Source organism: Allobosea sp. NPDC055594 (assembly GCF_053618995.1).
In genome coordinates this window covers 338258-354788 of the sequence record NZ_JBSHIO010000006.1, presented here as the reverse complement: position 1 = coordinate 354788, position 16531 = coordinate 338258, and the positions used below count along the sequence as shown (strand labels likewise).

16 protein-coding genes are annotated in these 16531 nt (G+C 66.7%); 12 read left to right on the top strand and 4 right to left on the bottom strand.

Features of this window, described 5'->3' with window-relative positions:
* Positions 1-317: 317 nt before the first annotated feature.
* On the bottom strand, positions 318-1013 hold the full coding sequence (locus ACWGRX_RS15215; RefSeq protein WP_452118215.1) for a GntR family transcriptional regulator: 696 nt from the start codon (positions 1011-1013) through the stop codon (positions 318-320).
* Positions 1014-1217: 204 nt separating this feature from the next.
* Here ACWGRX_RS15215 and ACWGRX_RS15210 point away from each other — a divergent pair, with 204 nt between their 5' ends.
* The 8 genes from ACWGRX_RS15210 (at position 1218) to ACWGRX_RS15175 (ending at position 8991) form a co-directional block, all read left to right on the top strand.
* Positions 1218-1631, top strand: a complete 414-nt coding sequence (locus ACWGRX_RS15210) for an isoaspartyl peptidase/L-asparaginase (RefSeq protein ID WP_452118214.1) — start codon at positions 1218-1220, stop codon at positions 1629-1631.
* A complete protein-coding gene (locus tag ACWGRX_RS15205; RefSeq protein ID WP_452118213.1) occupies positions 1616-1948 on the top strand; it encodes a hypothetical protein in 333 nt (110 codons plus the stop codon). The genes ACWGRX_RS15210 and ACWGRX_RS15205 overlap by 16 nt, the downstream gene beginning before the upstream one ends.
* Positions 1949-1995: 47 nt before the next feature.
* Positions 1996-3204: an aminotransferase class V-fold PLP-dependent enzyme gene (locus tag ACWGRX_RS15200; protein ID WP_452118212.1), complete on the top strand. Its 1209-nt coding sequence runs from the start codon at positions 1996-1998 to the stop codon at positions 3202-3204.
* Between the two features lie 24 nt (positions 3205-3228).
* The gene (locus ACWGRX_RS15195) at positions 3229-4776 is read left to right on the top strand and encodes an ABC transporter substrate-binding protein (RefSeq protein ID WP_452118211.1); all 1548 of its coding nucleotides are present in this window, start codon (positions 3229-3231) and stop codon (positions 4774-4776) included.
* A 106-nt stretch (positions 4777-4882) separates the two neighbouring features.
* Entirely contained in the window at positions 4883-5839 is a 957-nt protein-coding gene (locus ACWGRX_RS15190; protein WP_452118210.1) for an ABC transporter permease, read from the top strand.
* 4 nt (positions 5840-5843) lie between these two features.
* Complete coding sequence (locus ACWGRX_RS15185; protein WP_452118209.1) at positions 5844-6677, top strand: ABC transporter permease; 834 nt, start codon at positions 5844-5846, stop codon at positions 6675-6677.
* Entirely contained in the window at positions 6674-8443 is a 1770-nt protein-coding gene (locus ACWGRX_RS15180) for an ABC transporter ATP-binding protein (RefSeq protein ID WP_452118208.1), read from the top strand. The genes ACWGRX_RS15185 and ACWGRX_RS15180 overlap by 4 nt, the downstream gene beginning before the upstream one ends.
* Positions 8444-8454: 11 nt before the next feature.
* Positions 8455-8991, top strand: a complete 537-nt coding sequence (locus ACWGRX_RS15175; RefSeq protein ID WP_452118207.1) for a peptidylprolyl isomerase — start codon at positions 8455-8457, stop codon at positions 8989-8991.
* A 428-nt stretch (positions 8992-9419) separates the two neighbouring features.
* Here the strand turns inward: ACWGRX_RS15175 and ACWGRX_RS15170 are convergent, their stop codons facing one another.
* Together ACWGRX_RS15170 and ACWGRX_RS15165 are read right to left on the bottom strand one after the other, a co-directional pair.
* A complete protein-coding gene (locus tag ACWGRX_RS15170; protein WP_452118206.1) occupies positions 9420-10262 on the bottom strand; it encodes an ABC transporter ATP-binding protein in 843 nt (280 codons plus the stop codon).
* Between the two features lie 38 nt (positions 10263-10300).
* Complete coding sequence (locus ACWGRX_RS15165; RefSeq protein ID WP_452118205.1) at positions 10301-11323, bottom strand: universal stress protein; 1023 nt, start codon at positions 11321-11323, stop codon at positions 10301-10303.
* A 116-nt stretch (positions 11324-11439) separates the two neighbouring features.
* Here ACWGRX_RS15165 and ACWGRX_RS15160 point away from each other — a divergent pair, with 116 nt between their 5' ends.
* Positions 11440-12504, top strand: coding sequence for an NAD(P)-dependent alcohol dehydrogenase (locus ACWGRX_RS15160; RefSeq protein ID WP_452118204.1), 1065 nt, complete (start codon positions 11440-11442; stop codon positions 12502-12504).
* Positions 12505-12592: 88 nt separating this feature from the next.
* Here the strand turns inward: ACWGRX_RS15160 and ACWGRX_RS15155 are convergent, their stop codons facing one another.
* Positions 12593-13255, bottom strand: coding sequence for a GntR family transcriptional regulator (locus ACWGRX_RS15155; RefSeq protein WP_291636631.1), 663 nt, complete (start codon positions 13253-13255; stop codon positions 12593-12595).
* A gap of 158 nt (positions 13256-13413) precedes the next feature.
* Between ACWGRX_RS15155 and gabT the strand changes: the two genes are divergently transcribed.
* From gabT to ACWGRX_RS15140, 3 genes are read left to right on the top strand one after another with little or no spacing between them, the layout of a single operon-like run.
* Positions 13414-14769 carry a 4-aminobutyrate--2-oxoglutarate transaminase gene (gene gabT, locus ACWGRX_RS15150; protein ID WP_452118203.1) on the top strand — a complete coding sequence of 452 codons (1356 nt, stop codon included), beginning with the start codon at positions 13414-13416 and terminating at the stop codon, positions 14767-14769.
* Between the two features lie 7 nt (positions 14770-14776).
* Positions 14777-15757 carry an aminopeptidase gene (locus ACWGRX_RS15145; protein WP_452118202.1) on the top strand — a complete coding sequence of 327 codons (981 nt, stop codon included), beginning with the start codon at positions 14777-14779 and terminating at the stop codon, positions 15755-15757.
* Complete coding sequence (locus ACWGRX_RS15140) at positions 15754-16527, top strand: enoyl-CoA hydratase/isomerase family protein (protein ID WP_452118201.1); 774 nt, start codon at positions 15754-15756, stop codon at positions 16525-16527. The genes ACWGRX_RS15145 and ACWGRX_RS15140 overlap by 4 nt, the downstream gene beginning before the upstream one ends.
* Positions 16528-16531: the final 4 nt, after the last annotated feature.

Sequence of the window (16531 nt, the reverse complement as noted above, 5' to 3'; positions counted from 1 at the left end):
GGAAACGACCCCGAAATCCTCGGATGCAGCGCCTCACAGGCGAAATCTCAGCGATGACCGTGCCGCAGCGCCCTGCCGCGAGAGCGGCTTAGTCCGCTGGCGCACCTTGCCCTCTACCTGTTGGTCGAGCCTGTTCAGAGTATGTGACCAGCGTCACGGTCAGTGCCCGATGTCATCACAGCTCCTTACCGCACGGTGCGATAGATACTCGCGCGGGAAGGCTGATCGTAGGGGGCGCTATTGCGGCTTGCGACAACGACTCTGCTTGAAAATATCGCGGCGGATCTCTCGCTACTGAGCTGCTGATAACGAGGCAATCATGAATAATCCGCATCGCGGCGGCGCATGGCCTTGAGCCGGCTGATCAGCTGGCGCGCGCCCATCAAGATGTGCTGTTCCAGGTGGTCCTTAGCGCGCTGGACGTCGCCTTCCCGGCACAGCTTGAGCAGAAACTCATGCTCGCGATGCATCCGGTCGCGCCCGCCCGTCAGCCGGATCGGCAGCGGGAAATGGCGATATGCATTGAGATAGAGTTTGCGGATCAGTTCGAGCGTCTGCGGCCGGTTCGCCGGCGCGTAGAGCGTCGAGTGGAAACTCCAGTTCAGGCTCGACCAGTGCTCGTCCTGCTGGTCCTCAGCCATGGTGGCCAGCAACGCTTCGGCCCGTGCGTAATCCTGCTGCGTGAGCAATGGCATCGAAAGCTCGAGCAGCCAGGTCTCGAGGCGGGCACGGATTTCGTAGACCTCTTCGAGATCGTCGATCGAGAGGCCCGAGACGACGGCGCCCTTGTGCGATTCCAGCGTGACGAGGCCTTCTGCCTCGAGCTGGTGCAAGGCTTCCCGAATCGGAACGCGGCTAACGCCCAGCTCCGCCGCCAGCTTCTCCTGCCGGAGCTGCATTCCTTCGGGCAAGGCTCCCGAAAGGATCTGATCACGCAGCATGGCGGCGACGCGCCCGGTGGACGTCTGCCGCAGCAGCTTCGGCGCGCGTTTTGAAACGGTGGTTTCCGACATTTCCGAGCACACTGCTAGCGCCGATCCGGCGCGATTGCTGCCCCGACGATCGTTTGAATTCAATCGACGGAAGCGTGTTTGTATCATCTGCCCGGGATTATATCCAGATTAATCGCTGAATTCGCGCCGTTTTGGTCGACGGAATTGCGATGCATCCAACCTATTGCGCGATCTCGCGCGCCGGCGTAATAAAAATTGCATTCAATGCTCAAGCGCCCGGACCTGCCAGTGATCGCCATCAGCAACAACGAGGGAGCCTGCGGCATCACAGCTACCGCAGAAGCGCTCGGCGGCTACCGTACGGCATTGGATGCAATCGAGGCCGGCATCCGCCTGGTCGAGGCGAGCCAGGAGGTCCGCACCGTGGGTCGGGGCGGCTGGCCGAGCCTGCTCGGCGAGGTCGAGCTCGATGCCTCGGTCATGGACGGCACCAGCTTGCGGACCGGGGCCGTCGGCGCGCTGACCGGCTATCTGCATCCCGTCAGCATCGCGCGGCAGATGCTCGAGAGGTTGCCTCACGAACTGCTGGCCGGCTCGGCGACAGCCCGATCATCGGCGCCGGCTCCTATGCCGACAGCCGTTACGGCGCCTGCGCCTGTACCGTGGTCGGCGAGATGAGCATCCGCGCCGGAACCTCGCGCGCCGTCGTGCTCTACATGAAGATGGGCATGAGCGTCGAAGACGCGGTCCTCGAGGCTGTCGAGGACATGCGCGCGCTCAAGGGCGGCCTGATCGGCCGGGTGACGATCTATGCGATCGACGCCGCCGGCGGCCACAAGGTCGTCGCCGTCAACGGCCTGCCGGAGAACCATTGCTGGCTCTGGCGCGCGGGCGACGCCGCGCCCGCGAGCTACCCCTGCGAGATCATCGCGATCAGCGAGGACCCGGCACCGAGGCCGACCGCGCACCGCCGTTACGAACAGATGGAACTGTGACCCGTGCTCCCGCGAACCGCACCGTTCCGTCGAGAGGAGACTTGAGCGTGACTAGCTTGGCGCCGACTGCGGCTTCCTTTCCGGAGACCGATCTCTTCGCTGACGACCCTGACGGGATCGGTGCGCAGACGCTGGCCACCGTCGGCAGCCTGTTCCCGATCAAGCAGAAGCGCTGCTATCTGAACAACGCCTCGATCGGCGGCCATTCGCTGCCGGTGATCGGCGCCGTCGAGCGCTTCCTGGCGAATGTCCGCGACAATGGCCGCAACGATTATCCGCGCTGGTGCGAACATGCCGACACCGCGATCAAGGACCGCCTCGCCCGGCTGATCGGCGCGAAGCGCTCGGAGATCGCCTTCGTCAAGAACACTACGGAAGGCCTGGTCAACGTCGCCAACGGGCTCGACTGGAAGGATGGCGACAACCTCATCCTGCCGGACATCGAGTACCCTTCGAACGTCTATTGCTGGATGAAGCTCGCCAAGCGCGGCGTCTCGATCCGCTGGGTCAAGAACCGCGGCGGGCGCATCCTCGTCGACGACATCCGCGCCCTGATCGACGATCGCACCCGCCTGGTCTCGATCAGCGCCGTGCAGTTCTCGAACGGCTTCCGGCACGATCTCGAGGCGACCGCCGCGCTCTGCCATGAGAAGGGCGTGCTGCTGAACCTCGACGCGATCCAGTGGGCCGGCGTTCTCGCCATCGATGTCGAGCGCCTCGGCGTGCACTTCATGTCCGTCGGCGGGCACAAGTGGATGCTGGCGCCGATCGGGACCGGCTTGTTCTATTGCCGCCGCGACGCCCTTGATCTGCTCGACCCGCCGAGCGTCGGCTATCACAGCGTCGGCAAGCATGAAGCCCATATGGACTATGAGCTGAGCTACCGTCCGGACGCCGGACGCTTCGAGGAAGCGTTGGTGAATTTCCCGGGCATCTGGGGGCTCGATGCCGCGGTTCGCCTGCAGCTGCAGCTGACGCCGGCTGCGATCGAGCGCCATATCCTGGGGCTGAATGCCTATGCGGCGGAGGCGCTGCGCCGGCGCGGCTACGAGATCGTGAGCCCGTTCGACGAGGGCGAGCGTTCCGGCAATCTCTCCTTCCGACATCCGACGCGGCCGGGTGAAGAAATCGAAGCCAGGCTCAAGCAGGCCGGCGTCGACCTCGCCATGCGCGGCGGACGGATGCGCATCTCGCCCTCCTACTACAACGACATTGCCGAGATCGACCGCTTCGTGGCGGCGCTGCCGGCGGCCTGAAACAACCAGAACAGGGGAATCAGCATGACTATCTCCCGCCGCACGTTCTCGCAGGCCGCGCTGGGCGCCGCCGCATTCGGCCTGATGCACGGCTCTGCCTTCGCGCAGGCGCCCAAGAAGGGCGGCACGCTGCGCTACGGTACGGTCACCGAGGTGACGAATCTCGACCCGCATGTCTATGGCGGCAATGCCTGGCGCGTGCTGATCGAGGCACTGTACAGCCCGCTCGTCGGTTACGATGCCAAGGGCGCTGTCGTGCCGCGCCTCGCCGAGCGCTGGGAACAGCCGGATTCGAAGACCATCCTGTTCCACCTCCGGGCCGGGACGACCTTCCACGACGGCTCGCCGGTGACCGCCGAGGACGTCAAGTTCTCGCTCGACCGCATCATCGACGAGAAGACGGCGGCGACGCTGCGCACCAATCTTCTCGGCGCCACCGTCACGGTCGTCGACGCCAGGACCGTCAAGGTCGAGAAGCCGCAACCGGATGCCACGCTGCTCTCGGTGCTGGCACTGCCGGAGGCGGCCATCGTCTCGCGCAAATGGATCGAGGGCGGCGCCAATGTGAAGGCCTCCGCCAACGGCACCGGCCCCTTCCTGCTCAAGCAGTACGAGCCTTCGGTGCGTGCCGTCCTGGAGAAGAATCCGGCGTATTTCGTCTCCGGCGAGCCCTATCTCAACGGCGTCGAGGTGCGGATGATCAAGAGCGACGACGCGCGCGTCAACGCATTGCGCAGCGGCTCGCTCGACATGATCGACTTCGTGCCCTGGAAGGACATCGACATGCTCGGCCGCATGCCGAACTTCAAGGTCGATTCCAGCGGCGGCGCCTTCATGAACATCTGGTTCAACGCGACCCGCAAGCCCTTCGATGACCCGAAGGTCCGGCAGGCCATCGCCTGTGCGGTAGACCGGGAGGCGATCTCGAAGGCTGCCTTCTTCGGCCACGGTTCGCCCATCTACGGACCGCCGACGCCTTCCGATTCCTCCTTCTATAACAAGGAGCTGGACGGTCGCTTCAGGCGCGACCCGGCCAAGGCTAAGGCGCTGTTGGCGCAGGCCGGCCACGACAAGGGCCTGGAGATCGAGTTGATCGTCTTCCAGGGGCTCGGAATCTACACGACGACCGCGCAGGTCATCCAGGCGAACCTCAAGGAGATCGGCGTCACCGTGAACATCCGCCTGGTCGAGTGGGCCAACCTGATGGAGCGGAAGAACGCGGCCAATTACGACGCCATGCTCTATGGCGTCTCGATGAAGCTGCCCGACCCGGACGCGTACGCGTATTACTTCGGGGCGGATTCGACCTATTGGGCCAAGCCGATAGGCTATCGCGACGAGGCGCTGGAGAAGCTCCTGGCCGAAGGTCGCGCGACCACCGAGGAGGCCAAGCGCAAGGCCATCTACGCGAAGGTGGAGGAACGGCTGCTGGAGACCAGCCCCTGGGTGTTCGTGAACTATCGCGAACAGGCCCAGGCCTATCGGCGCAACGTCAAGGGCTACCGGCATCTCTCCGGCGCCCTCAACGAGAGCAGCACCGGCATCTCCTTGCCGACGATGTGGATCGACTAGGGCTAGGCCTGAAGCCGCCATCCGGCATCGGGGTCCCCGATGCCGGCATGAGAAGACGTAAAGGTCGAGGCCGCCGGCCGGCGGCAGCCCCGCGATCGGGTGAGGTATGTCGAAGTTCATCGGAAGCAGACTGGCCTCGGCCCTTCTGACGCTGGTTCTCGCGAGCATCGTCGTGTTCGCTTCCATCCATCTGCTGCCGGGCGATCCGGTGGTGATGCTGCTCGGCGAGCAGGCGGGCAGCGATCCGGAGGCGGTCGCGCGGATGACCCGCGAGCTCGGCATCGACCGGCCGCTGATTTCGCAGTTCCTGAGCTGGGCGGGCGGCCTGTTCCAGGGTGATCTCGGCCGCTCGCTGCGCAATGGCGAGCCGGTGCTCGACGAGTTGCTGCGGCGCATCCCGCGCAGCCTGGAGCTGATTGGCGGCGGGCTCCTGGTCGCCGTCGTGCTCGGCCTGCCGCTCGGCGTGCTGGCGGCCCGGGACCGCGGCAAACTGCCGGGCATGGCCGCCTCGGTGATTGCGGTCGCAGGTTTCTCCGCTCCGGTCTTCGTCTCCGGCATCCTGCTGGTGCTGATCTTCAGCCTTTGGCTCGATCTGCTGCCATCCTCCGGCTATGTCGCCTTCGCTGAGGGCCCGCTGCTGCACCTGTCCTGCCTCGTGCTGCCCTCGCTGGCCATCGGCATCAACTTCATGGGCGTGGTCGCGCGCATGACGCGCGCCAGCCTGATCGACAGCATGGCCAAGGACTATGTCCGGCTCGCCCGCGCCAAGGGCCTTTCGCGCGGCAAGGCGATGACGCGCCACGCCTTGCCGAACGCGCTCGTGCCGGTCATCGCGATCATCGGCATCCGCGCCGGCAACCTGCTCGGCGGCACCGTGATCGTCGAGGCATTGTTCGACTGGCCCGGACTCAGCTCGCTCCTCGTCAGCGCCTCCTTCGCCCGCGACTACCCGCTGATGCAGGGCAGCCTGCTCGCGATCTTCGCGATCTTCATCCTCATCAGCCTGCTGATCGACCTCGCACAGGGCCTCGTCGATCCGCGCGCCGGAACAAATGGAGGGTGAGCGCATGACGGCCGTCGCAGCCTTGGTCAGAACAACGGATATCGCCACCCGCCTCGCCATGCTGGTGCTCGCGATCGTTGTCGCCGCCGCCCTTCTTGCCCCCGTGATCGGCCTCGCCGACCCGCTGGCGATCGACCCTTTGAACATCCTGGCCTCGCCGAGCGCGGCACACTGGTTCGGCACCGACGAGCTCGGCCGCGACCTGTTCTCGCGCCTGGCCTATGGCGGACGCGTCTCGCTTGCGGTCGCGGCCGCGGCGGTCCTGCTCGCCGGCGGCATAGGCGTGCCGCTCGGCATCGGTATCGCCTTTCTCGGCCCGCGGGCAGAAGGAGCGGCGATGCGCGTCGTCGACGTCTTCGTCTCCCTGCCCGAGATCTTCGTCGCGATCGTCGTGCTGGCCTTTCTCGGCGGCAGCCTGCCGGCGCTGATCGGCACGATCGGCCTGCTCTACTGCCCGCAATTCGCCCGCGTCTCTTACGGCATGGCGCGCAGTATCCGGGCGCGCGACCATGTGCTGGCCGCCCGCTCGCTCGGCGCCAGCCGGCTCTGGCTGATCCGCCGCGAGATCCTGCCGAACATGCGCTCGGTCATCGCCGTCCAGGCCTCGCTGACCTTCTCCTTCGCCATGCTGATGGAGGCGGGGTTGAGCTTCCTCGGGCTCGGCGTGCAGCCGCCGACGCCGTCCTGGGGCCAGATGGTCGGGACGCTCAAGAACTACATCTTCATCAATTCATCGCCCGTGCTCGTGCCCAGCTTGGCGCTGTTCGTGACGGTCCTCGCCATCAACATCGTCGGCGACTGGCTGCAGGACCGGCTTAACCCGGAGCTGCAACGATGAGCGGAGCCGTCAAGGACGAGGCCGCGCTGCTCTCGGTCCGCGGGCTGATCACGGAGTTCGCGACGCCGGGCGGGCCGGTGCGCGCGGTCGACGACGTCAGCTTCGACATCCGCCGCGGCGAGGTCGTCTGTCTCGTCGGTGAATCCGGCTCCGGCAAGTCGGTGACCGGACTCTCGCTGATGCGGCTGATCGAGCCGCCCGGCAAGGTTGACGGCCACGTCGCCTTCCAGGGCCGTGACCTTTTCGCCCTGCCGGAAGCGGAGATGAACCGGCTCCGCGGCGCACAGATCGCGATGATCTTCCAGGAGCCGATGACGGCGCTGAACCCGGCCCGGCGCGTCGGCGACCAGATCGCCGAGGTGCTGCGCATCCATACCGGGCTGCCTCCCAAGGCCGCCGCGGAGCGGGCGGTCGCGCTGCTGGAGCGGGTCGGCATCCGCAACCCGGCGGCGCGGGCCAGGGCCTATCCGCATCAGCTGTCCGGCGGCATGCGCCAGCGCGTGATGATCGCCATCGCCTGCGCGCTCCAGCCGGCTCTGATCATCGCGGACGAGCCGACCACGGCCCTGGACGTCACGGTCCAGGCGCAGGTTCTCGACCTGCTGTTCGAGATGCAGGCGGAACTCGGTTCGGCGCTGCTGTTCGTCACCCACGATCTCGGCGTGGTCGCCGAGATCGCCGACCGTGTGGTCGTGCTCTATCGCGGCAAGGTGGTCGAGCAGGGGGGCGTCGCGCAGATATTCTCGGCGCCGGAGCATCCCTATACCAAGGCGCTGCTGGCGGCCGCACCCGATGTCGATGCGCCGCGCGTCGCGGGCCGCCGCTTCGTGACGCTGGCCGAGTCGGGCCAGGGCGACATGGCTCGGGCCGGCACGCACGTTGCCGCGGCGGTCGCTGCGCCCGCTACCCAGGCCGCTTCAGCGGCGGCGATTCCCGGCGAACCCCTTCTCGAGATCAGTGATCTGCGTCGCGACTTCGTCACGAGGCGCTCATGGACGGGACGCCCGCTCGAGACCGTCCATGCCGTCGGCGGCGTCAGCCTGACGGTGCCGGCCGGCCAGACGCTGGCGATCATCGGCGAATCCGGTTCGGGCAAGAGCACGCTCGGCCGCTGCGCCGCCAGGCTGGACCAGCCGACATCCGGCCGCATCCTCTATGCGGGCCGGGACATTGGCGACCTTGCGGGCGACGACCTGCTGCGCTTTCGTCGCGAGGTCCAGACCATCTTCCAGGACCCTTACGCCTCGCTCAATCCGCGGCGGCGCATCGGCGATGCGATCGGCGACGGGCCCGCGATCCACGGCCTGATGCCGGCAGAGGCGCGCCATGCCCTGGCCGGGGAACTGCTGGAGCGCGTCGGCCTCAAGGCCGAACACGCCGAGCGCTATCCGCACCAGTTCTCTGGCGGGCAGCGCCAGCGTATCGCCATCGCCCGCGCACTAGCCCTGTCGCCGCATTTCATCATCGCTGACGAAGCGGTCTCGGCGCTCGACGTCTCGGTGCGCGCTCAGGTGCTCAACCTGCTCGCCGATCTGCAGGCGGAGCGCGGCCTGACCTATCTGTTCATCTCGCATGACATGGGCACCGTCCGGCAGTTCGCCGACCGCGTCGCGATCATGCAGGGTGGACGCCTCGTCGAAGAGGGCGAGACCGAGCGGATATTCGAGGAGCCGCGCGAGGACTACACCAGGGACCTGCTGCGCGCCGTGCCGCGCATGACGCCCTACAGCCCGCGCCGGCGCCGCCCGCTGGCGCCGGCGGCTTGAGATCGACCGGGATGGCGCAGAACAAGCTGGCGCGGATCCGTCTCGAAACCGAGGATGGCATGATTATCCTCGGCATAGACGAAGCGCGCGCGCCGCTGACTGCCGCCAATTTCCTCGCCTATGTCGATGGCGGCCATCTGGACGATGCGACGATCTACCGGATCGTGACGCTAGCGAACCAGGCGGCCGGGACGCTGCACCCGATCGAGGTGATCCAGTTCGGCTCCCCCGGGCCGCAAGAGAACCGCGCGCCGCCGCTGCCGCCAGTGCCGCATGAACCGACCTCGCAGACGCGGCTTCGCCATCTCGCCGGAACGCTGTCGCTTGCGCGCAACGCGCCCGGCAGCGGCGGCCACGGCTTCTTCATCTGCATCGGAGCGCAACCGGAACTCGACGAGGGCGGTGGACGCAATCCCGACGGTGCGGGATTTGCAGCTTTCGGCAAGATCGTGTCAGGCACCGAAGTGCTGCTGAAGCTGGTCGAACGCGCGGAGCCGACCGAGTACATGCGAAGCCCGCTTCGAGTGAGAATCGGCCGCCTGTTCTGATGGGCCGTTCGCAGGCGCATTTGTGCCGCCGAACAGAGCGGAATTTGATGCCGCTAGTTGACGGTCCGCTTCTGGGCAATGTCCCAATGTTCGCAGATGGCGCAATGGGTTCTGCGCTAACCGGCAGCAGGCCAGTCAAGGTTTTCGCCCGATGTCTCACCTCAAAATGGGAGATGGCACCGCCGACTTGACGGAGCAATGTTGAAGCTGCGACGCTTCATTCAGGCACACGGATCTGTCACACGAATTCTGCGGAAGAAGCGGGAAACGTGTTGACCGCGAGGCGCTTAGGCGAAAATCGGTGGAGAATCCCTCCGTCTCCGCCATCATTTTCCAGCGCTTGCGAATCGCTCGTCCGGAAGGGCGGTGTTGAGGCTTGACTCGAGCTGCTGCCCGACATTCCGCGTTTGCAAGGGGCGGGTGCAGGGCTATCCCGATCCCGGTTCCGCATTGGTTCGATCGGCGCGCGCCGGGAGCTCGTTCGCGAAGATCGTCCGACCCCGCTCGCCGGCGAAATAGCCTCTGAGCCAGGGATCGTCATGGGCGAGCAGGTCGCGCAGCGTGCCGATCGCGATCACCTTGCCGCGCGCGATGGCCGCGATCCTGTCGCAGGTCGCATGCAGGCTGCTCAGATCATGCGTGATCATCATCACTGTCAGGTTCAGGCTCGCCTTCAGGGTCAGCAGGAGCTGGTCGAAGGAATCGGCCGCGATCGGGTCGAGGCCGGAGGTCGGCTCGTCGAGGAAGAGCACTTCGGGATCGAGCGCGAGGGCCCGCGCCAATGCAGCGCGCTTGGTCATGCCGCCCGAAAGCTGGGCGGGGTACTTTTCCGCCGCGTCGCCCGGAAGTCCCACCATCTCGAGCTTCAGCATCGCCATCTCGGTCATCAGGGCCGGCGACAGATGCAGCAGCTCCCGCATCGGCAGCTGGATGTTCTCCGCGATGGTCAGAGACGAAAACAGCGCACCATGCTGGAACATCACGCCGCAGCGCTGCTCGAGCGCGCGCCTTTGCTCCTGGGTGATGGCGTCGAGATCCTGGCCGAACATTTCGATGACGCCGCCCGCCTTGGGCAGCAATCCGAGAATCGTGCGCGCCAGGACCGATTTTCCTGAGCCGGACGCGCCGATGACGCCGAGGATTTCGCCTCGCCTTATGTCGAGGTCGAGCCCGTCCAGAATGGTCTTGTCATCCAGGACGACGCGCAGGTCCCGGACGCGCAGCGCGAACTCGCTCACGGGGCCGGCGCTGTCCTGGTCGGCGGCATCCATCGCTGTCTCCCGCTAAATCTGACGGGTCGCGCCTGCGATCAATGGGCGAAAAGCAGCGGAACGCTCGCGTTCGCCAGCAGCTCCTCGGTCACCCCGCCGAGGATCCATTCGCGGAAGCGGGAATGACCATAGGCGCCGGCCACGATCAGATCTGCGGAAATTCTTTCCGCCTCGCCGAGAATGGCATCCGAAACGAGCGCCTGAGCGCTCAGCGCGGCTGCGGTTGCCGCGATGTCGTGACGGGCGAGATGGGCGGTGATGTCGGCCAGGATCTCGGCACCGCCCATCCGGCCATGCGCTTCTTCCGCGACGGTGACGATTTGGACCTGGGTCGCCCGAGCGATCAGCGGCATGGCCTCGGCCACTGCGCGGGCGCTCTGCCTTGTATCGGTCCAGGCGATCAGGACGGTTCGGATCGCGGAGCGCGGCGCGACCTTCGGCGGGAGCAGGTAGAGCCCCCTGCCGCCGTCGAACATGACGGTCTCGATCAAGGAGCGCCAGCGCGTCGTGTCCTCGTCCCGTGGGCATGTCGCGAGAAACAGATCGTTCCAGCGCGCTTCGCTGGCGACGGCGCGTTCCAGGGTGCCAGGGAAAGCCTCCACGCGGCGCAACTCGTGAGCCGGGCCGAGGCGCGCCAGCCTTTGCCGCAATCGCTTCTCGCCGGTGTTGCCCTCCTCGGTGGCGGCTTCCACCAGTTGCCCGATGGCGGTGACGCCGAAATCGCCGGCGAACAACGCCGGGTCGGGCAGGGGATTGGTGAAGATGCCGGTGATGCGCGCGGATCGCTGCCCGATCAGCGCCTCCGCATGTGCCAGGCGAAATTCGTCTTCCGGCGAGCCGTCGAGATGGACTGCGATGTCCCGATAGGCGGCACCGTGATTCGCGGGCGCCGCGACCATTGTTGCCGGAGTTTCTGTGGCGTTGTTCATGCTCGCCTCCGCATCGATAGGGCCGCGCCTCTCGGGCCAGTCCGCGCCGGAAAGGTGTGCGGTGCATTGATCCTCGTCAAGCAGCGGATGGAGAGTGACGGCTTGCGTTGAATCAAAGGCAAGGGGCGGCATTTCGGACAGGCTATCGTCGGGACATTCAGCTGTGGCTTCGGAGGATGATCATGTCGTCAGAGCGCTCGGCATCGCAGCCAGGGACGAACGGGAAGCGGCCAGCCCGATCCAGGATGATGTGCGCGGCCGTGTTCGCGGAGCCCGGCCGCATCGAGCTCGAAGACAAGCCGATTCCGGATGTCGGGCCGCTCGACGCGCTGCTGCGCATCACCACGACGACGATCTGCGGTACCGACATCCATATCCTCAAGGGCGAGTATCCGGTGGCGCGCGGCCTTACGGTCGGCCATGAGCCAGTGGGCGTGATCGAGAAGCTCGGCTCGGAGGTGCGGGGCTTTCAGGAGGGGCAGCGCGTGATCGCCGGCGCGATCACGCCGTCCGGTCACAGTGCCGCCTGCCTGTGCGGCTGTTCCTCGCAGGACGGGCCAGGTGAGCGCCACGGCTTCAAGGCCATGGGCGGCTGGCGCTTCGGCAACACCATCGACGGCGCCCAGGCCGAGTATCTCCTCGTGCCGGACGCGATGGTCAATCTCGCGCCTGTCCCCTCGGTGTTGACCGACGAGCAGGTCCTGATGTGTCCTGACATCATGTCGACCGGATTTTCCGGCGCCGAGCGCGGCGGCGTCAGGATCGGCGACTGCGTCGCCGTCTTCGCCCAGGGGCCGATCGGCCTGTGCGCCACCGCCGGCGCTCGCCTGATGGGCGCGACACGCATCATCGCTGTGGAGAGCATCCCGGAGCGGCAAGCCGTGGCGCGCCGGCTCGGCGCCGACGAAATCGTCGATTTTTCGCAGGTCGATCCCGTCGAGGAGATCATGCGGCTGACCGAGGGGCGGGGCGTCGATGTCGCGATCGAGGCGCTCGGGCGGCAGGAGACCTTCGCCGCGGCCCTGCGCGTGCTGCGTCCGGGCGGAACGTTGTCCTCGCTCGGCGTCTACTCGGGCGATCTCACCATCCCGCTCGGCGCTTTTGCCGCGGGGCTCGGGGATCATCGCATCGTCACAACGCTGTGCCCGGGCGGCAAGGAGCGGATGCGCCGCCTTGTCGACGTCGTCGCGTCAGGCCGGGTCGATCTCGCGCCGCTGGTGACGCATCGCTTCCCGTTGGAGCGGATCAAGGACGCCTATGATCTGTTCTCGCACCAGCGCGACGGCGTGCTCAAGGTCGCGATAACCCCCTGAAGCTCCGCCGGGCGCGGGCGCCGGGCGGTCCGATGCGACAACAATGAGATAGATCGCCGTAACCGCGTCCGAACGGACGCGCGGCGATCTAGAGCACATAATCCTTGTAGCGCTCGATATAGTCACGGGCGCTGCGGTTGAGCTCGCGTATGCGTTGTTCGGCCGCGTCCGCGTCGCCGCGGATGATCGCCTCGAGCACGGCCCGGTATTGCGTGATGCCCATCGCAGCCCGGCCGGGCAGCAAGGCGACGCGACGGATGGTGACGCGTGTGCGGTCATAGACCCGCTCGAGCAGGTCGCTCAGCACGGGGTTGCGCGCGGCGGCGGTGATCCGGGCCCGGAAGGTCTCGATCGCCTCGACATGCCGGTCGATGTCGCCGGCCTTGAGGCTTTCCTCGAAGGATGGGCCGAAGAGCTCGCTGACGTCGTCCCAGTCGGACGGCTTGGTGTTCAGCGTCGCGAGCCGGACCGCCAGCCCGTCGAGCGCTTCCCGGACCTCGTAGAGGCGGTAGGTCGTTTCCATGTCGACCGCGCTCACCACCGCGCCCTTGTTGGGCTCGCGCGTGATCAGGTTGCGGTCTTCGAGCGTCGCGAGCACCTCGCGCGCCTTGGCGCGCGGCAGGTCGTAGGCCTGGGCGAGGTCCTCTTCAGGAAGGCGACTCCCCGGGCTCAGCGCCCGCGAGGAGATTTTCCGGCGCATGTCGACGATGGCGGCCTCGACCGTCGTGGGCTGTCTCTTCTGCCTCGGCATTGCTGCGATCCCAAATTCTGCTGACACCGGCATAGAGGGAAGCGGCAGTCAGATCAATCGTGTCGACAAAATATTGTACAATAGATTGCACCATAGTTGACACACGAAAATGTACAGAGCTAGGTTGCCTCCACCTGAACGAAGGCGGAGACGGCATCATGGCGCTCGAGCGAGAACTGGAAGTTCCCGGCCGGGAGGGGAGTGCGCTGCTGGCGCGGCGCAATGCGGCGGTGGCCCGCGGCGTTGCCAATGGGCCGCCGGTCTTCGCCGCCACGGCGTCGGGCGCCGGGCTCAACGATGTCGATGGCAACGCGTTCCTGGATTTCGCCGGCGGCATCGGCACGCTCAATGTCGGCCATGCCCATCCCGAAGTGGTCGCCGCCGTGAAGGCGCAGGCCGACCGCTTCCTGCACACCTGCTTCAACATCGTCATGTATCCCGGCTACATCGAGCTGGCCGAGAAGCTGATCTCGCTGGTGCCTGGCGCCTGGCCGAAGAAGGTCATGCTGCAGACGACCGGCGCCGAGGCGATCGAGAACGCGATCAAGGTCGCGCGCAGTGCCACCGGACGTCAGGCGGTGGTGGCCTTCGAGGGGGCCTTCCACGGCCGCACCTATATGGCGCTGTCGCTGACGGCGAAGGCGCCGGGCTACAAGAGCGGCTTCGGGCCGTTCGCCTCCGAAATTTATCGCGCGCCGTTCCCGGTCCTCTACCGCTCGCCCCAGCAGAGCGAGGAGGCTTGCGCCGACGTCGCCTTCGCCGAATTCACCCGCCAGATCGAGATGGAAGTCTCGCCGGAAGCTGTTGCGGCGGTGGTGATCGAGCCGATCCAGGGCGAGGGCGGCTTCCACGTCGCCCCGGCCTCCTTCCTCCGCAAGCTGCGCGAGTACTGCACCCGTCATGGCATCGTCCTGATCGCGGACGAGATCCAGTCCGGCTTCTGCCGGACCGGTGAATGGTTCGCGACTGAGCATTCAGGCGTCGAGGCCGATCTCTATACCCTCGCCAAATCGATGGGCGGCGGCATGCCGATCGCCGCGCTGGTGGGCCGTGCCGATCTGATGGACGTGCCGAAGGTCGGCGGCCTCGGCGGCACCTATGGCGGCAACCCGCTGTCCTGCGCGGCTGCGCTCGCGACCATCGCGGTGATGGAGCGCGATGACTATCGCGAGAAGGCACGCCGCATCGGGGCGATCGTCGAACAACGGTTCGCCGCCTGGGCTCAGCAATACGCCGTCGTAGGCGATGCTCGCGGACTGGGAGCGATGCGCGCCATCGAGATCGTGCGCGACCGACGCTCACAGGAGCCGGCCGGCGACATCGCGGCCGAGATCGTCGATGCCGCCTATCGCAGGGGGCTGATCCTGGTGAAGGCGGGCTTCCACGGCAATGTGATCCGCTTCCTCGGCCCGCTCTCGCTCGAACATGACCAGCTCGAACGCGGTCTCGACATTCTGGGCGAGGCGATCGCGCTCGTCGAGGCGCGCCACAAGCCGCTCGCCAGGAGCGCCTGAGGTTTCCATGAACACGCTGCTCAAACTCGCCAACGCCCGCAAGGTCGTGCAACTGCTCGGCGCCGCCGGGCCGGACAGCCAGGTCCTGGTCCTCTACGATCTCTACACCGACCACAATGTCGAGCCGCTGGCGATCGCCCTGTCAGAGGTCGGCGCGGCCATCCATCTCATGCAGGTGGAGGGCTCGGCCCGCCATGGCCGCCAGCTCTCGACCATCGCCGCGGAGGCGATGAAGGCTGCCGATCTGGTCATCGGGCTGACGCGCGCCAACATCGCTCATACCCAGGCACGTCAGGAGGCGACGCGCGCCGGCACGGGCGTGATCGTGCTGCCGGAATCGCATCAGCCCGATTTCTTCCTGGCCGAGGGCTGGGAGGCTGATTTCGTCGGCCTCCGCCCGGAGATCGAGGCGCTGGCTGCGGCTTTCACGGCCGCCTCGACGGCGCGGGTCACCAGCCCCGCCGGCACCGACGTGACCATGAGCATCGCCGGCAGGCGTGGCCGCGCGCTGCACGGCTTCGCGAACACGGTCGACATTTCCGCGGGCTACTGCCTCGAGGCCAGCCTGGCCCCGGTCGAAGGCACGGCCGACGGTGTGATCGTCGTCAATGCCAGCATTCCGGGCGTCTCGCTGATCGGCAGCGAGCCCGTCCGGATCCACATGCAAAAGGGCATGGCGGTTGCGATCGAGGGTGGTGCGGAAGCGCGCCAGTTCCGCGATCTGCTGGCGAGCTTCAACGACCCGCTGGTCTACAATCTCGGCGAGCTCGGCGTCGGCATGAACCCGAAATGCGTCCTCGACGGCACCATGCTCTCAGATGAAAGCGTCTATGGCTCGATCCAGCTCGCGCTCGGGACCAGCGCCTATATCGGCGGCACCGTAAAGGCGGCCGCCCATTACGACACCATCCTCACCGATGCCACGCTCGAGCTCGACGGGCAGCCGGTGTTGCGCGGCACTGAGCTGCTGCTGGAAACCGCGTCATGAGCATCGATCTCAGCCGCGACGACCAGGGCGTGGTGACGGTTCTGATCAACCGCCCCGCCAAGCGGAACGCCTTCACCATGGAGATGTACCGCGCCTTCGGGGCGGCCTTCGCCGAGCTGGAGGCGGATGACGGGGTGCGTTGCGTCGTCGTGCGCGGGGCAGGCGGGCATTTCTGCGCCGGCAGCGACATCGGCGGCTTCGGCGAGGATCGCGACGGGCGCCAGCAGGCGCGCGAATACGCCGATTTCACGCTCGAGATGACCGATCGGCTGAAGGACCTGCGCCATCCGACCGTCGCCTGCATCGAGGGCGTCTGTGTCGGGGGCGGCCTGGAGATCGCGGCGATGTGCGATGTCCGCATCGCCGCCCGTTCGGCACGCTTCGGCGTGCCGATCAACCGGATCGGCCTGACGCTCGATTATCGCGAGCTGGCCGACATCGCCGCCGTGATCGGCCATGCGGCCGCGCTCGAAATGCTGATCGAAGGGCGAGTGTTCGGGGCGGAGGAGGCGTTGGCCAAGGGGCTAGTGACACGGCTCGCCGATGATGCCGATATCGCCGAGGAGGCCTTCGCCGCAGCCTCGCGCATCGCGGCCGCTGCCCCGCTCGTCAACCGTTGGCACAAGAAATTCATACAGCGACTGCGGCTGAGCGAGCCGCTGAGCGAGGCGGAGAAGGACGAGGCCTATGCCTGCTTCGACACCGAGGATTATCGGCTCGGTCGCGACGCCTTCGCCCGCAAGCTGAAGCCGGCCTTCGTCGGACGCTGAGCCA

What these genes read in the sequence shown, in the direction of transcription:
- ACWGRX_RS15190 (WP_452118210.1), top strand. Translation starts at nt 4,883, where the DNA reads ATGTCGAAGTTCATCGGAAGCAGACTGGCCTCGGCCCTTCTGACGCTG.
- gabT (WP_452118203.1), top strand. Translation starts at nt 13,414, where the DNA reads ATGGCGCTCGAGCGAGAACTGGAAGTTCCCGGCCGGGAGGGGAGTGCG.
- ACWGRX_RS15140 (WP_452118201.1), top strand. Translation starts at nt 15,754, where the DNA reads ATGAGCATCGATCTCAGCCGCGACGACCAGGGCGTGGTGACGGTTCTG.
- ACWGRX_RS15170 (WP_452118206.1), bottom strand. Translation starts at nt 10,262, where the DNA reads ATGGATGCCGCCGACCAGGACAGCGCCGGCCCCGTGAGCGAGTTCGCG.
- ACWGRX_RS15165 (WP_452118205.1), bottom strand. Translation starts at nt 11,323, where the DNA reads ATGCCGCCCCTTGCCTTTGATTCAACGCAAGCCGTCACTCTCCATCCG.
- ACWGRX_RS15180 (WP_452118208.1), top strand. Translation starts at nt 6,674, where the DNA reads ATGAGCGGAGCCGTCAAGGACGAGGCCGCGCTGCTCTCGGTCCGCGGG.
- ACWGRX_RS15185 (WP_452118209.1), top strand. Translation starts at nt 5,844, where the DNA reads ATGACGGCCGTCGCAGCCTTGGTCAGAACAACGGATATCGCCACCCGC.
- ACWGRX_RS15210 (WP_452118214.1), top strand. Translation starts at nt 1,218, where the DNA reads ATGCTCAAGCGCCCGGACCTGCCAGTGATCGCCATCAGCAACAACGAG.
- ACWGRX_RS15215 (WP_452118215.1), bottom strand. Translation starts at nt 1,013, where the DNA reads ATGTCGGAAACCACCGTTTCAAAACGCGCGCCGAAGCTGCTGCGGCAG.
- ACWGRX_RS15145 (WP_452118202.1), top strand. Translation starts at nt 14,777, where the DNA reads ATGAACACGCTGCTCAAACTCGCCAACGCCCGCAAGGTCGTGCAACTG.
- ACWGRX_RS15195 (WP_452118211.1), top strand. Translation starts at nt 3,229, where the DNA reads ATGACTATCTCCCGCCGCACGTTCTCGCAGGCCGCGCTGGGCGCCGCC.
- ACWGRX_RS15155 (WP_291636631.1), bottom strand. Translation starts at nt 13,255, where the DNA reads ATGCCGAGGCAGAAGAGACAGCCCACGACGGTCGAGGCCGCCATCGTC.
- ACWGRX_RS15175 (WP_452118207.1), top strand. Translation starts at nt 8,455, where the DNA reads ATGGCGCAGAACAAGCTGGCGCGGATCCGTCTCGAAACCGAGGATGGC.
- ACWGRX_RS15160 (WP_452118204.1), top strand. Translation starts at nt 11,440, where the DNA reads ATGTGCGCGGCCGTGTTCGCGGAGCCCGGCCGCATCGAGCTCGAAGAC.